Raw genomic sequence first — 14,734 nt, forward strand, 5'->3', positions numbered from 1 at the left:
GGGGCCGACTGCGCCGCCTGGGTGCGCCGCGCCCGCAGCCGGGCCCGACGCGCGAACCGCGCGCTCGCGATCGAAGATCTCCTATGCGAGATCGATCCGTCGAATGCATCGCCGGACGCGACCGACGACCTCCGTGCCGCCGTTCACGAGAGCGGGCATGCGGTTGTCGCCCACGCGCTTGGATTTCAGTTGCGGAACGTGGTGCTCGCACGCGCGGTCGAAGGCGGAGGCACGACCGGACTGCGCTCCCCGGATAGGTACGCGACGCGTGAGAACCTCAGGCAGTTGCTCGCTGTCTATCTCGCCGGACGCGCCGCCGAGATCCTCGTGTTCGGTGCGCCCAGCACGGGGGCTGCGGCCGATCTCGCCGAGGCCACAGCGATCTGCATCCACATGCACTGCAGCTGGGGCTTGGGAAGCCGACTCGCGGCGCTCCCTCCCGCATCGATGCCGAAGGAGGTTTCGGCCGCGGTCGAACGGGATCTCCGCCGAGCCTCCGATGCCGCGACGTGCTTTCTGGCCGAGCGCCGAATCTGTCTCGATACGCTCGCGTCGACGCTGACGCGGCGACGCTGCCTCGACGGCACCGAGATCGATGCGATCCTACGGCCGCTCGTCGCATCTCCCGTCCCGAGCTCGATCGCCGGCGACGAGGTGGGCTCCGGCGGCCGTGCACAGGGACCGAAGGGCTCGAGGCTCGAGCGCGGCGGCTGTCCCTCCCCCCGATCGAGTACGGACGGCGGAGCGTCGCGATGCCGATCCTGAACCGCGGTCCCGGCCCATTTCCCCATCTCGCGTACATCGCACGCAGGCACAGCGCCCTTGCCGAAGACCTCGGACGGATCGCCCGCGGCGAGCACCCCATGGGGCACATTCTGCGGGACGCTCCGGAATTGTCCGACTGGAGCGTCGTCCTCTTTCCGATCCCACACATGCTGGGAATCGTCGTTGGACATCCGGAGATCGGTGATGGACGAATCTGCAGGACCAGCGAACTCGTCACCTTCGACCCAGTCTCGGGCTACGCCCGGACGTTCTCGAGGTTCTACCGACTCGGGCCCCGTAGGCCAGAGCGGGACCGGTACTAGGAGAGCCGTGCCCGGCGGACGGCGGGGCGGATCCGCGGAGACGGCTGCCGAAGCCGGGCTGCCGGCCGGCCGGGGAGCGGCCACGAGCTCCGGTCCCTGCCGGAGCGGCGGATCCGGAGATGCCCGGATCTCGGAGAACGTGCAATCGCCGGAGGACCTTCCACCGCCCGATAGCCTTCCTGCGGGACGTCATCGTTCGATCCCGTCCATCGGCCTCCCCGGCAGGTCCGCCCGGTTCAATCTCCGCAAGGAACCGATTGCCGTGACGCGGCGTCGCCGGACTGCGCCGAGCGTCGCGTGCCGCAAGCCTCCTCCGGAGACCGGAATGGTCGGATCGACGCGGTCCGGTACCGGAACGCCGCCGGAAGACCGCCCCCCGCTCAACCGTGCCGAGCGGGAATTCGTCGCCGCGCTGGCCCGCTGGAAGGCATGGGTCGATCTCGAGGAGCGCTGGCGCCTCTGCGCCGATCGCACCGCGTATCAATCGACACGCCAAGGTCGGAGGACTCGAACCTTCGACCTCGGATCCGACGAGTACTTCGACCACGGTCCTGCCGACACGACCAGAACACGCCCAGCATCCGCGGAAACGGACCGGAAGTCGAACCCTCGACCCTCGGAATGATCGAAGTGTCGAAAAATAGCCGATTCGGTGAAGTCAAGATCTGAAATCTTCCTCGGAACTGTTGCAATCCTGGATCTTCGGGATCAATCCCAGGGCCGGGAACCGCATAAGGATCCCATTATCGGAGAAAGAAGCGATGATGCTCGAATTGTTCAGGGCCGCCATGTTCGCGGAGCGAGTGTCGTGCCGGATCCCGTCTCTCGATACCTCCTCTTCCGTCCAGTCCGCCTTCCCGGAGCGCACCGACCGCGCACCGTGGAGTGGCGACCGCATCTCCGGGACCCGCTCGACATGCACGACACCCCCTTCGACCCGCTCGACTCCGCATTGAACTATCTTCTGGACGGTTCCGGCGCTTTGCCGGCTCCGCCCGACCTGACCAATCCGCAGGAACTTCGGGCGTTCATCTACGTCCGCCGCTCGATCCAGGATCCGCTTTCGCTAAGCGTCGGACGTCAGGTGGCGGACGGTCTCTCCCATTGCGATCGGCAAGGCGCGATGGTCGACGTCGGTACGGACGTCTTCGTCGACCGGCACCGGTCGGGCGCGCTCCTCGAAGGCCGCGAAGGCCTCGCTGCGCTTCGCGCGGCGGTTCGCGAGAGATCGCCGCATTTCGTGGTCGTTTCGAGCGTCTGCAGGTTGGCGCGCAACCTCGTCGACCTTCTTCGGATCTGCGAGGAATTCGCCTTCCACAGCACTGCGATACACATCGCCGGTCACGGCGTTCTGTCCACGGCACTGACGGCAGTCCTCGGACTGCATGCGCAGATGGAACGGACGGCGATCAGGATCCGTCTGAGCGAGGGACGGCGAGAGGCCGCCAGGGACGGCCTGCTGTTCGGCACTTGGAGCAGCTACGGCTATCGCCGCACCGGGGACGAGCGTGGCTGGACGATCGACGAAGCGCAGGCCGCGGTCATCGTCCGATGCTTCCTCGAACGCGAAGCCGGTCTGTCGTTCATGGAGATCGTGCGCAGGCTGAACACGGACCATGTGCCCGCGCCGCGCGGCAAGCTGTGGGGTGAGAGCACGCTCTGGCAGCCCAACGGAGCGGGCATCCTCCAGCGCAAGCTGCTCAAGGGCGTCTTCCAATGGGGACGCGGCAGGACGGATTGCGTCGAGATCGCCGTGCCACGTCTGGCAATCGTCGATGCGGACCTCTTCGACCGGGTCAATGCCATGCCCACGCAGACGCCCCGGCCCAAGTCCGAAGCCGGTGCCGAAGAGCGACGGCCCACGATCCGTCCGTTCAGCCGCGTCTTCTGCGAATGCGGCGCGACGATGCGACAGATGTGGGCCAGTGAACCCGGCGGCCTCTACCGGTGCTCCAGAGTCGTCAGAGCCGGTCCCTGCAAATGGACGGCATCCGTTCGGGTCGGCGAGGTGCAACGTCGTGCCCTGCTCGTGCTCAAGGACGAGATTCTGCATCCGGAGCGCCGCGCGGATTGGGACGCGGTGGGCCGACGCGAACGGCGCCGATTCGACGCCACCCGAGCCGCCGAGCGCGCGCAGCTAACCGCGAGGATGGAGGAGATCGACGCTGCTCTCGCCGCCTTGGATGAAGAGGACGCAGCGGAGTGCGACACATTTTTGCTGCGGGCCAGAGGTGGCCGGCTCGAACTCGAACACCACGAACTCGCCCGCGCCGCCGCGAAGCTCGAACCGCGCCCTTCGCCCGATCCGATCGCGGACGACGACGCGGAAGCTCTCCGTGACGCGGCTGCATGCCTTCTTCGCCGTCTGCCTGCCTCCGCGGAGTGGCGACAGGACGGCGAACTCGCGACTCGACTGAGTCGGGTCGTCCCACGCATCGTCGTGTCCAGGAATGCCGCGGCGGGGTCGACCACCATGCGCTTCCTCGTCGGTCTGCCGTCTTCGCTGGATGACTGCATCTGCGAAGCCGGTCCCGGAAGTCCGAGGTGGATCGAGCGGGTGTACCCGGATCCGATGCGAGGCGCGCTGGCGTTCCCGGAAGCAATCCTCGAGCACCACGCCGCCGCCGATCGGGGCGCCTACGAGTTCTCCGATTGCGAGTGGACGGTGCTGGAACCTCTACTCGGCTCCGCCGCCCTGGGCGAAATGGACGCCCGACTCTACGGAGAGGCACTCGTCTTCATGGCTTCGACCGGACTCCTCGTCGCGCAACTGCCCGAGCGGTATGCGGGGTTTCCGGCGACCGACCGGCAGATCCGGAGGCTCGAATTCTGGCCTGATCTGGTCGACGCTCTGGAAGCGCAAGGCTCCGGGCTCATGCGCGCCCTGGACCGGCGGCGGTTCGATCCGCATCGGTAGGGACCTGCCGTCTCCATTTCGAACGACTCGACCTGCCAGCCGCCCACGCCGCCGACCTTGGTGCGGCGCGGGCGGGCTGCGCGACGTCGATCCCTCAACCGACGGAGGTCCTGCGGGAACGCGGACGGAACGAAGCGATGACTCGATCGAAGCCCCCTGCGAGCGATGCGGACCTGATCCGCCTGGCCACCGAACTGGACGCAAGATCGCGAGACGTTGGCTTCCCGCAAGTGAACGTCGAGAACGAGTTCTGGGTCTCGTACAGCCGCTACTCCACCAGAAAACAGAAGGAGACCAGCATCAAGCAGCAGGACCAGTCCACGGCGACGTATGCCGGCCGTCTGGGATTGCTGCCGCACCCCGAGAGACATCGGTTCTGCGACAAGGAGCAATCCGGTGCGTATGTCCTGAAGCGAAAAGGCCTGCGCGAGCTCCGCGAACTCGCCAGGACCGGCGCTTTCAAGTATCTGCTCGTTTACGATCTCAGTCGATTATCACGTAATCTTCTGAAACTCCTGGAAATACACGATGAGATGCGGAATCTCGGCGTCGAGATCCATGTCGCCGGCCCGCTGGGAACGGGCCGCGTCAACGATGTCACGGCGACGATCCATGGTCTCTTCGCCCAAGAGGAGCGTGTTAGGCTGCTTCAGACGACAAGCGAGGCGAAGATCCTCGCCGCGGATGACGGCCGCAACATGGGACGGGTGCCCTACGGCTACCGCAGAGGCGCGGAGCCTGGAACGCTCGTCGTCCACGAGCCGGAGGCGGCGGTGATCCGCAGGATCTTCGTTCTCTACGATCAAGGAATCAGTGCTGGCCGAATATGCCGCATCCTGAATGCCGACGACGTGCCGGCACCGGACGGCGGTCTTTGGAGGCCCGAGCGCCTGATCGGCCACAACGGGGTCTTGCGCATCACGAGATACGTCGGGATCTACATCTTCGGCCGCACCGAGATGCTCCGGTCGCCGGACGGCACGAAGACGATCCAGAGGGGCAGGTCGGCGGGGCCGCGCGTCAGACGTTTCGTTCCCGCCTGGAGGATCGTCGAGGACGTCGACCTCTGGATCCGTGTCGTCCGCCGTCTTCTGCGGAGCAAGGAGAGCTCCGACGCACCCCGTCCGCCCCGGGAGAAGCACAGCAACAAAGCTGTGCTGGTCTTCCACGGAGCGTACGTCTGCACCTGCGGCAAGCCGATGTCGCACGGATTCTACGGCACCTCCTCCGTCCGGTCGCTCGTCTGCAGGGATGCCGAGGTCGATGGATGTCCCAACAAGGGCCGCCTGAGCGCCTTGTGGCTCGAATTGGAGTTGCTCAGGGAAGTCAGAGACAACATCCTGTCGGAGGAAGCCCACCGCCACTTCCTGGAAAACTACGTCGCCGAGAACAGGCGGATTCAGGACCGGCTCGCGCGCAAGGCCGGGACCCTGAACGGAAGGATCCACGCGCTCGAGAAGCTTCTCGAGGACAGCATCGTCGATGCGGTCAACAGGGGAATCGCGAGCGACGACCTGATCGCGATGCGTGAGAGATGGACGGCCGAGAAGAAGACGTGTGCGGAGAAGCTTGCAGGGCTGCCGCTGCCGAGCTTCGTCCGCGACGTTGATCCTTCGGAGGTCGCCTCCCTCCGGGAGCAGATCGACGATCTGATACTCCGGATGCCGTTGCGTCCTACGACCGAGCGTGACCACCTTCTCGTCGTGACGTTGCGAAAACTCGTGACGTCCGTCGAGATCGTACGGTCGCCCGGAAGCCGCGACTACACGTTGCGGATCACGTCGCAACTGGCTGCGCTCGGCGTCCCGGCGCAGGACGGCAGGGAAGCCGAAGCGCCGTCGCGCGTCACGATACGCGAATGCGAAGGTCCGAGGACCCGCAATCCGATGCGGATCGAGCAGGATCGGCGCTACGCCGACCTCGCTGCGAAGAACCGATATGGATTGTCGGAGAAGGACTGGCTGGTGCTCGAGCCGCTCCTTCGCGAAGCACCCCTCCGCGACGCCCGCAAGCTCGTCGATGCGGCGCTCTTCTACCTGCGCTCGGGATGTGCTCTCGCCCGGCTCCCGCACCCCTTCGCCGGCATGACCGAACCCGTCAGGAGGATGGTCTGGAAGGGATGGTGGAAGCTGATCCACGATACGCTCGAGACGGATCAGTCGGACGCCGTCGCGGACCTCGATCTGCGTCCCTTCCTCCGTTTGGAAAAGGCAGCCGGACGACGGGCCGGCTTGCGGCATTCGAGAGGCGCGGCGCCGTAGGATGGTCTATCCCGACGCCGGCGGCGGGAGCGGCTTCGGCAACCCCAGCCCCGCAGGCTATTTGGATTTTGATGTTGAAAGATCTCGATCTCAACCGCCGGTGTGGCTGCCTGACCGAAGCCCCGAGGTGTACGCGGCGCGCCCCCGGCGAGCCGAGGATCGTTGTTACCATCCGGCATATTTCTGGTAACAAGGGCTTGCCGTAGCAGGGTACCGTTGCTACCAATCCTGCTCGATTGGTAACAACGTGGTTCCGATGCGGCCGTTCAGCCATCTGGATCAGGTCGCATTCTCCGAACTGGCGTCTCAGGTCCAGGATGCGACCTTCGCCGAGAGCTTCCCAGAGAACGGGAGTTTCGTCAGGCAGAAGCGCGGCAGGCGCGAGTACTTCTACTACAAGGGATACAGGTCTGCAGTCGGCGGCGTTCGCGCAAAGCACACGCTGACCTATGTCGGGCCGGTCGATGACGTCGATATCCTGAGACGTGTGGAGCAGTTCGGGCGTCTTAAATCCCAATACAAGATACGCCGCGAGCTTGCGTCGACGCTGCGCTCTCATGGGTGTCCTGTCCCCACTTCGACCGAAGGAGAGGTGCTGGGCGCCTTCTCCAGAGCCGGCCTCTTTCGGGGCAAGGCCGTACTCGTGGGTACGATCGCCTTCCAATGCTACGCCGGAATGCTTTCGGTCCATCTTCCCGAGGAGGGCTACAGGACGGCGGACATCGACCTCGCCCAGGGAGCCCAGATCGCGGTCGACCAGGACGACCTCCCTGACCTGGGCGCGCTCCTGAACGACGTCGATCCCAGCTTCTCGCCCGTATTCCACCCGGGATACGCGCAGATGCCCGTGGGCTACGCGAACGATCAAGGTTTCCGGGTTGAGTTCCTGACCACGGTCCGCAGGGCCGACGAGACAGTCCGGCCTCTCGTGGGTCTGGGGGCTGCCGCAGTGCAGACGCTCAAGTTTCTTGAGTTCCTGCTTCAGGACACGCGGGACGGCCTCATCGTGCATAAGGCCGGCATCGGAGTACGTGTGCCGTCTCCGCAGCGCTACGCGGTCCACAAGCTGCTCATCTCGGACCTCAGGCGGGCACAGGGGGTGGCAAAGGCCGAGAAGGACCTGATGCAGATCGGGCTGATCCTTGAGGCCATGGCGATGCGCAGGTGCCTCGACGATGTCGGCTTCGCATGGCTGAACGCCGCCGCAAGAGGACTGAAGTGGTTCCGCAATCTGAAATCCGGGTGGACCAGGCTTCCCGACGAACATCGGATCCTGATCTCGGATGGAATCCGGCAGGCCGTCGAATTGGACGGGGGCGACGACGATCGTCTTCGATACGATCCAATCCCTCGTGATGCTTCTCCGCGTCCGACATAGCGGCAGATGCCTCCGAGAGGGCACGCGCGGTCGAGCCGAAAGGCACGATCCGCGGCGGCGAGGTTTCTCTGCGGGCTGCGGATCCGCAGGACCGGCAACTCTCTTCGGATCCCGCGCGTACTCCCGGAAAGGGGCCGGATCCGGCCGTGGTCCGATCCAACTGTCGAAAACAAGGCGCCGGTACACCGCGGGAAGGTGGCGCGGGCCGCCTTCCCGCGGACGCGTACACCGAAAACTTACGCCGGAAGCGCATTCAGAACTCGGGAAGATCGCGATCCGAAGGAGCGGGGTGCAGCCGGTGCCATGCCTGGATCGCCCGCGGCACGGAGTCGTCTTCGTCGGAGGTGCGTGGATGCCATCGGGTCCTTTGGCAGGCGGTGGGCGATGAGTGCGGTTTCGATTCTCTCCCTCAAGCCAATCCAGTTCGCCGTGAACGGTATTGGCCTCTTTCGGAGGCGCTATCCGGCACTGCTCCGCTTCTGCAGGCTCCACAACGAGGAAAGCATGGCGCGTCCGACCTACGCCATGGCGGACGCGGGCATCCCGGCGTTTCCAGCTTGGACGCCGCCCGACACGTACGACCGCGGTCGCGAGCTCGCGCGACTGCTCCTCGTCGTCGGCAGGAGCGGAGTAGGCAAGAGCACCCTCCTCAGGGGCATCCATGGATCCTTCGGACTACTCGCAAGTCCGGCGGGCGAATCCTTGTCGACCGGATCTCAGCCCGGGGAGCGTCAGTTCGGCGAGGCATCGACGCGGGTCCAATCCCAGCTGGACCTGAGAGTCACCTGCAACGTGGACGGAGAACCGCGAGAACTAATTCTGTCAGTCTGGACAGGCGGCGACCGCCCGCCCGTGGATTGGTCGGCGGTTCTGTCGCATGGCGACGCCTGGGGCGCTCGCGAATGGGCACGCATCGGATTCCGGCCGGGTTCGCGCAACCCGTCGGAAGCGAGCGACGGGATCGGACTCGCCATTCTCGATGCGATTCGGCGAGCCGAGGAGAGACGGGAGACCGATCGGAAACAGGTACGCGCGTCCGGCAACGCACTTGCCGCCGGTCTCCGCCGATTGCCGGTCTCGCTGTCGGTTGGGTTCGACGGCGGTGGGTTCGACGCGTCGCGGAACTCGACTAGGGAAGCCGCCATGAGTGGCGCGACCTACCGAGTAGCCAGGGACTGTCCGCCGCTCGCGGATTCAGGCGTCGGCGATCTCTTCGACGGCCTGGACGATGCTCGCGTCGATGCGATCGTCGATCATCTCACGGCGGTCGTGACCGCCGCGCGCGGTCGATCTCAGAAGCTGGAACTCTCATCCCCCCGTGACGCGGTCCCCGCCGCCCCCGATCATGGAGCTCGCTTGCGGCATCTGGGTGGGCTGTCGCGAGGAGAGCGCGCACTGCTATCGCTGCATGCGAACGTGCTCGCACGCGCGACGCAGGCGACCTTGGTGCTGGTCGACGACCTGGACCTGACGTTCCCGAGCTCGGAGATGCCGGCCTTCTCCCGCTCCCTGGCTCGCCTCGCTCGAGCGATGCCGGGCGTCACGTTCGTCGCCGCCGTGCACGATTTGAAGAGCGCCCAGGCCTTCGATCTCTGGGACCGGGAGCCCGGCCTCGGCGTCGCAGTCGTAGCCGTCGGTGGATTTCACGAACGATGATCGAGGTATATCCCTGGCGATGGAGATCCCGGACGCCTGCCTCCCGACTGCCGGTGCACATCGTCGTCGAGTCGGACCTGGATGCAGCTCTCTACAACCGGCTCGCAGGTCCGAGTCTCGGTCGGTGGCTGGAGTTCATCTCGCCAGCCAACAATCCGGCGGGCGCACAGCGCGGCGGCTATTTGGCAGCACACGAGGACTGCGAGGCAGCACGCGCACGCGAAGCGAACCAGGTGCCTACGGACCGCCTTCCACGAACGTTCTGTCTGCTGGATGGGGAAGAGCGTGTCAGGTTCGGATTGGGGCCCGACTTCAGAGATGAAGTCCAATTTACCATGCCGGAAGAACCGCAAGTGATCTACACCGTCATTTCTTCGGACGCCTTTGCCACCCATCCAGGAGTATTATTCCTCAATTGCTTCGAGAAGGAAAGTCTCTATCTTCTACACTCGGACGCAATAGAGGTAATGAAGGATAGTTGGAGCGAAGATAAGACTCTGTTTGGAGAGAGTGGAGGCTGGTCATCTAGCTGGATAGTGTTGCAAAGGGCTCTGGTAGCGGCTCAAATAACCATATCGGCCAAGAAATACGGCTTCGAAGGCCCGCGCGTCGGAGAGCTTATCGGTCTGACGTACGATCGCGAGAAGAGAACGGATGTTCTGTCGGAAGCATTTCTGAGTCTCTGTCAAGACCTCAGCCAGAAAATAGGCGCGGAAGGTCACAAAACAATCAAGAACAATATCGACCGGATCATGCGCTCAGGGCCTGCCTTTCTGGCGTTTGAGGCGGCAGAATTGCGCGCTTGCGACGCAAATGTTTTTTTGAAATTAGGCTTCGAGCAGAGGTGCGAGACATGGTATCCGCACTTTGAAGACTCTATGTTACGCAGCAATTTTCCTGTGGAATTTCAAATGAGTTTAATGTTCAGTTTGACGAGGGAAGCTCGCCACGTTCGAGCCGTCCAACGGCGTGGCTCGTATAGTACTCCGGAGGTAAAATTTGGCCGTGGCAGAAACGCGCTGATTGCGAGCCCCCAATCACCGCGATCCTGCCGATCGCCGGTCCACAATCAAAAAGGCCGGATCCCAGGTTTTGGTCCGAGCTCCGGTCTTTCGTGATCGCCATACAAAACGACACTTCCCCGGTTTTGACAGATGCACAGCCACCGAACAAGCCGCATCTGAACGGCTCGCAAAGCTACTTCATAGTCTTCATCGTACGTATGGACGTGCGCGATACTGGACGCCGATGCGCGCCACGCAATACAATAATTCGCCTGACCGAATCTGCCTCGAATCTGGAGTACGAAAGGAAAACATAGCGGGAACCTGGCATAGTCTCCATAATCGAAGGCTTCGATCGGGATCGGTTCCCACGGCGAACGCCCGTGTCCCGCTCGACCCTCGCGAAACGGAAGCTCCCACGACGCCCGAAGGAGAAATTGTGCCTCTGCAATCTCCTCCGCTTCCTCGGCGTCCGGCTCGAACCGGCGAGCTCCGATCAGCTGACCCAGGACCTGCACACTCTCGCGTCTGACTAACTCGAGATCGGTCGTTTCCCCCCTGATCGGGATCAAGCGTCCGGTAAGGTCGCGGATCCGCAATGAATAGAGAGTCCTGTCGTCCTCGTCGCGCATGGCAACGATGTGCGGCAGACCGATCGGATAGCGCTCCCAGTTTTCTGGATCGTCCGCCTTAACCTCGACGGGTGCATCAGGAAGGGGGCTCCCGAATTGGAAGGCTCGCGGCAGAGCATTGGGCAGTTCGGCTTCGGATCGGATCTTCATGGCTGGCCTCGACGGATCCTCGTGCGGAGCCTTCGATCGGGCGCATGTGGCACGGCTTCGGAGGCGAGGATTTAGAGCCTATTGGAAAGCCATGAAAGACCCTATGCCTTCTTCCGAAAAGCGCTGCGTTTACCCGAGCGGGTGGGAGGGTTTAGGCGTGCTTTGTGCTCTCAAAGTACGACTAAAACCCCCATGTTGATAAGTTTGCTTCAAGCAGAGATTCCAGATTTACTCCAGACACTTGGCTCAAATTATCTCCAGGGCGGGCGAGCCGTCTCTCATCCTCGACAGCGCCAGTGGATCCAAGCTGCAATCAAGGCGCAGACCACAATCGAAGGAATGAGATTGGCACGGATCCGCTCGGATCAATAGGATCATTTACCTATATTGAACGACGAAAGATGCTCGCCGCGCCTCTGCCATCCATTGCTTCATTGGCCCCGACAGCCGGCATTTGACGATGGGCCGCCTTACGAAGGATCAAGGCGAGCGCACCAGCGCCCCGGCTTTTGGTCGTTGATAGCTTGCAGGATTAGGCCTGTCGCTAAGCTGTCGGACGGCGCGCTGCAGTGCTTCATCCATCGGCTGGTACAGGTCGATGCTGTGTAGCGGGATCGGCGGAGTGGACCAACGATCGTAGAGTGCCTTGGCCCTCGGGGCTCGTGTAGAGCTTGGCCGCGGCAGCCTCGGTCACCCCCGTTGCAACGGGCCATCTTCCCCACGGAGCATTAAGGGGTGAGCCTCGGGCTTCAAGACCGCCTCGCTCGAAATCTCGTAGGTGCTCGGATCCTTCGCGCCGGCGACCGGTGAAGCCAGCAGCACGGTTTCCATCACGGAAGCCGCGGCCCACCCGTTCTGGATCGCCAGGAATACCTCGGCCTGGTCGATGGCGGTCAGTATTGTCGACCAGAGCTTGCGTACCGGGTTCACCTCATCGATGTGGCGCAGACCGATCGTGCCCGAAGTGTACCGGACGGCCGCGATGATCCTCGTGGGTCTCCTCGATACTTGGGCAGTCGCAGATAGTTACCTTAAGCGATCCGCATTGCGTATAAGCGGGCAGGTTGAGGCTGGCTTCCCACGTAGCGCGCACAGCGCTGCCATCGCGAAAGAACCGTCACGCCGATGAAGTTCATGACCTTCAGCCTCTGGGAAGTGGCATCTCACGTCTTCGATCTCGCGGTCGCCTATACACTCGCGGTGCCGATCGGATGGGAACGTGAACAGGAGGAGCGCTCGGCCGGCATCCGGACCTTTCCCCTCGTCGCGGTCGCCGCCTGCGGCTTCGTGCTGGTCGCGATCCGCGTCCTCGGGGCGGAGTCGACGGGACAGGCCCGCATCCTGGAAGGCTTGATCACGGGCGTGGGCTTCATCGGCGGCGGCGCGATCCTGAAACATGCCGGCCGTGCCTCCGGCACCGCGACCGCGGCGAGCCTGTGGGCTACGGGGGCACTGGGAGCAGCCGTGGGGTACGGCCTCTACGACATCGCAACCATCCTGAGCCTCGTCACCTATCTGACGTTGCGTTACCTCCTGCCGCTGAAGCAGGTGGCTCGCAGCGAAGACAAGTCGCCCGACGGGAGCGTCGAAGCTGGCTGAGAAGCGGGGCGCAGTCCGGGTGGCAATAGGGCGGGCACACCTCTCCTGATGCCGGCCTCGACGGAGGCGGCCGTAGCCCCTCAACTTGAGCGCACTCCACCGAAGTGGATACCGGTTCGGCGCAAGAGCGCGCGTCAAAACAAGAGCTTGGGGCGGTTCCCGATTGCAACGCGGTCGGGAACGGCTCTAGGCAAGGAGCCGCTGCGGATCGAATGGGGCTGCAGCATGCAGACGCGGTGGATCGGCGATGCGCCGTCCTCGACAGGGCTCAGCCTACCGGCGAAGGGAGTCGACGACAGGGCCGAACCCGACGGACGGGTGCAAGCCGGGCACGAGGCGCGACCTCGTCGCGTACGTGAGCAGCACGCCGCCCTCCATCCGCCACGACCCGACCTGCATCTCGCCTCCGTCGCCCCCATCTGCGCTCTTGACCGTCGGGCATGGGCGATCAGGTTCTATCCTCGACTCAAATTTCGGCGCCCGTGCTTGCGGCCCTCGCGCGCGCGGAGATCATTATGCAAGGTCGTTGCCGCGATTGCGGCGTGTCCCATGGCGACGCTGATTTGATCGAGCGCATAGACGATGTCGCCCGCCGCGTAGATGCCCTCTCTACTCGTACGCTGCTTCCGATCGACCGCAATGCAGCAACCGTCGGCCATGTCCAAGCCGAGGGCGTGGGCAAGCCCGTCGTTCGAATCCGATCCCAGTGCCGGGTAGACGGTGTCAAAGCGGCATTCGCCGCCTTCCTTCAGTAGAGCGGAGACATGGTCTTCGGTGAAGACGAGCCGCGCCAGCGGACGCTCCTCGATCCTGATGCCCGAGTGCTCGAGCATCAGCCGGTCGCCGGCCGAGACGTCCATCGAATCGACCGCGAGCAGCGTGACGTCGTTCGAATAGGTGCGCAGGAAGAGGGCCTCCGCGACGCCGCGCGCGTCTCCACCGATGACGCCGATCGTCTGGTCCGTCGCCTCGAACCCATCACATACGGGGCAATACCGAAGCCGGCCGTAGTCGAGGGCCGATCGATGCGTTGCCGGATCGACGTCCGGGCGCCGGTTTACCGTCCCGGTCGCGATGATGATCGTGCTCGCCTCCAGGGCGATACCGTCCCCACGGGCGTGGAAACGGCCGAAATCTCCGTCGATCGTATCGATGCGACCCTTCACGAACTGCGAGCCGTAGCGTCGAGCCTGCGCCGACATCCGCGCAAGAAGTTCTTCGCCGCCGATGCCGTCGGGAAAGCCGGCATGGTTGTAAGAACGCGGGATTCACTTGGCGCGGCTGTTGCCGTCGTCGACGACCGTGACGGCACGGTGATAGCGGGCCAGATAGATCGCGGCCGTCAGCCCAGCCGGTCCCCCTCCGATCACGAGTGTGTCCATTGGTCGTTCCTTCATCTCTTTCTATAGCCGTCCATAGCCGTCGCTGCGATCCGACCGCGCGAACAAGGACACATTCAGGCCGCGCGTCGGAACGGGTCGCGGCGGACCAAGAGCCGCATGCGGAAGACCACCAGCAACGCCGAACTCCCGCGGAAGGCGGCTGTCATGTGGATCCAAAATCCAAGGACGATCGCCGGGAGGAGTAATGCTGGGCCGTCGAGGCCGACGTCGAAATCTGCCGGATTGCCGAACAGATCGTCCGGCTGAGTCCGATGAAGAAGGACGTTTGTTAAGGTTGTCGGCGATCGGCACCACATCCGTCGTTCAGGGCTTTCGCGAATGAACACGATGGATCAGTCTCGACTGCCAGCCGAGCAACTTGTGGAGATTGTTTCCATCCGCCGACAGACAGCGCCATCGGAACAAGCTCCATTGGCCAACCTCACCCTCGTATAAGGCAATAAAGATTCTCAACATCGACAAGCCCGTCTCGCCAAGTGAGATAGCTACGAAGAATTATTGTAGAAATTGGCAGTAACACGAAATCATATAGAAGTCAGTCTCACGATTACGTCGACCCAATTGTTCCTCTATGGACAATCCATCTGCCTCGAAAACCATATCAATCCAGTCCATGTTTCACGGAGCAAGGAACTGGATGATACGG

The 14,734-nt window shown here is 63.6% G+C and carries 10 protein-coding genes and 2 pseudogenes; 8 read left to right on the plus strand and 4 right to left on the minus strand.

Annotated elements, in window-relative coordinates:
- The 7 genes and pseudogenes from MET9862_RS03640 to MET9862_RS03670 all read left to right on the plus strand — a co-directional run.
- Positions 1 to 765 (plus strand): annotated as a pseudogene (locus tag MET9862_RS03640) (AAA family ATPase); the annotation flags it as partial.
- On the plus strand, positions 753 to 1,088 hold the full coding sequence (locus tag MET9862_RS03645) for a DUF6634 family protein (protein WP_142581756.1): 336 nt from the start codon (positions 753 to 755) through the stop codon (positions 1,086 to 1,088). The pseudogene MET9862_RS03640 and the gene MET9862_RS03645, both read left to right, overlap by 13 nt.
- Positions 1,089 to 2,004: 916 nt before the next feature.
- The gene (locus tag MET9862_RS03650) at positions 2,005 to 4,005 is read left to right on the plus strand and encodes a recombinase family protein (RefSeq protein WP_142581757.1); all 2,001 of its coding nucleotides are present in this window, start codon (positions 2,005 to 2,007) and stop codon (positions 4,003 to 4,005) included.
- 137 nt (positions 4,006 to 4,142) lie between these two features.
- Entirely contained in the window at positions 4,143 to 6,266 is a 2,124-nt protein-coding gene (locus MET9862_RS03655; RefSeq protein WP_142581758.1) for a recombinase family protein, read from the plus strand.
- A 256-nt stretch (positions 6,267 to 6,522) separates the two neighbouring features.
- Complete coding sequence (locus tag MET9862_RS03660) at positions 6,523 to 7,644, plus strand: GSU2403 family nucleotidyltransferase fold protein (RefSeq protein WP_142581759.1); 1,122 nt, start codon at positions 6,523 to 6,525, stop codon at positions 7,642 to 7,644.
- 348 nt (positions 7,645 to 7,992) lie between these two features.
- A complete protein-coding gene (locus MET9862_RS03665; protein WP_142581760.1) occupies positions 7,993 to 9,300 on the plus strand; it encodes an ATP-binding protein in 1,308 nt (435 codons plus the stop codon).
- Positions 9,301 to 9,353: 53 nt separating this feature from the next.
- Complete coding sequence (locus MET9862_RS03670) at positions 9,354 to 10,418, plus strand: hypothetical protein (RefSeq protein ID WP_142581761.1); 1,065 nt, start codon at positions 9,354 to 9,356, stop codon at positions 10,416 to 10,418.
- On the opposite strand, the gene MET9862_RS03675 is transcribed toward MET9862_RS03670, so the two are convergent.
- Positions 10,370 to 11,086 carry a hypothetical protein gene (locus tag MET9862_RS03675; protein ID WP_142581762.1) on the minus strand — a complete coding sequence of 239 codons (717 nt, stop codon included), beginning with the start codon at positions 11,084 to 11,086 and terminating at the stop codon, positions 10,370 to 10,372. The genes MET9862_RS03670 and MET9862_RS03675 overlap by 49 nt on opposite strands.
- A gap of 690 nt (positions 11,087 to 11,776) precedes the next feature.
- Positions 11,777 to 12,016 (minus strand): type 2 periplasmic-binding domain-containing protein, encoded by a 240-nt coding sequence (locus MET9862_RS03680; RefSeq protein WP_142581763.1) that lies wholly within the window; start codon positions 12,014 to 12,016, stop codon positions 11,777 to 11,779.
- Between the two features lie 195 nt (positions 12,017 to 12,211).
- Here MET9862_RS03680 and MET9862_RS03685 point away from each other — a divergent pair, with 195 nt between their 5' ends.
- Positions 12,212 to 12,685 carry an MgtC/SapB family protein gene (locus tag MET9862_RS03685; protein WP_210248085.1) on the plus strand — a complete coding sequence of 158 codons (474 nt, stop codon included), beginning with the start codon at positions 12,212 to 12,214 and terminating at the stop codon, positions 12,683 to 12,685.
- Positions 12,686 to 13,140: 455 nt separating this feature from the next.
- Here MET9862_RS03685 and MET9862_RS03690 read toward each other — a convergent pair.
- Positions 13,141 to 14,082 (minus strand): annotated as a pseudogene (locus MET9862_RS03690) (NAD(P)/FAD-dependent oxidoreductase).
- A gap of 59 nt (positions 14,083 to 14,141) precedes the next feature.
- Positions 14,142 to 14,414 (minus strand): hypothetical protein, encoded by a 273-nt coding sequence (locus tag MET9862_RS03695; protein ID WP_142581764.1) that lies wholly within the window; start codon positions 14,412 to 14,414, stop codon positions 14,142 to 14,144.
- Between the last annotated feature and the right edge of the window lie 320 nt (positions 14,415 to 14,734).

It is taken from the genome of Methylobacterium symbioticum (genome assembly GCF_902141845.1).
GTDB lineage: Bacteria > Pseudomonadota > Alphaproteobacteria > Rhizobiales > Beijerinckiaceae > Methylobacterium > Methylobacterium symbioticum.

Coding starts and splice junctions, on each gene's coding strand:
- MET9862_RS03645 (WP_142581756.1), top strand. CDS start 753: ATGCCGATCCTGAACCGCGGTCCCGGCCCATTTCCCCATCTCGCGTAC.
- MET9862_RS03650 (WP_142581757.1), top strand. CDS start 2,005: ATGCACGACACCCCCTTCGACCCGCTCGACTCCGCATTGAACTATCTT.
- MET9862_RS03655 (WP_142581758.1), top strand. CDS start 4,143: ATGACTCGATCGAAGCCCCCTGCGAGCGATGCGGACCTGATCCGCCTG.
- MET9862_RS03660 (WP_142581759.1), top strand. CDS start 6,523: ATGCGGCCGTTCAGCCATCTGGATCAGGTCGCATTCTCCGAACTGGCG.
- MET9862_RS03675 (WP_142581762.1), bottom strand. CDS start 11,086: ATGAAGATCCGATCCGAAGCCGAACTGCCCAATGCTCTGCCGCGAGCC.
- MET9862_RS03685 (WP_210248085.1), top strand. CDS start 12,212: ATGAAGTTCATGACCTTCAGCCTCTGGGAAGTGGCATCTCACGTCTTC.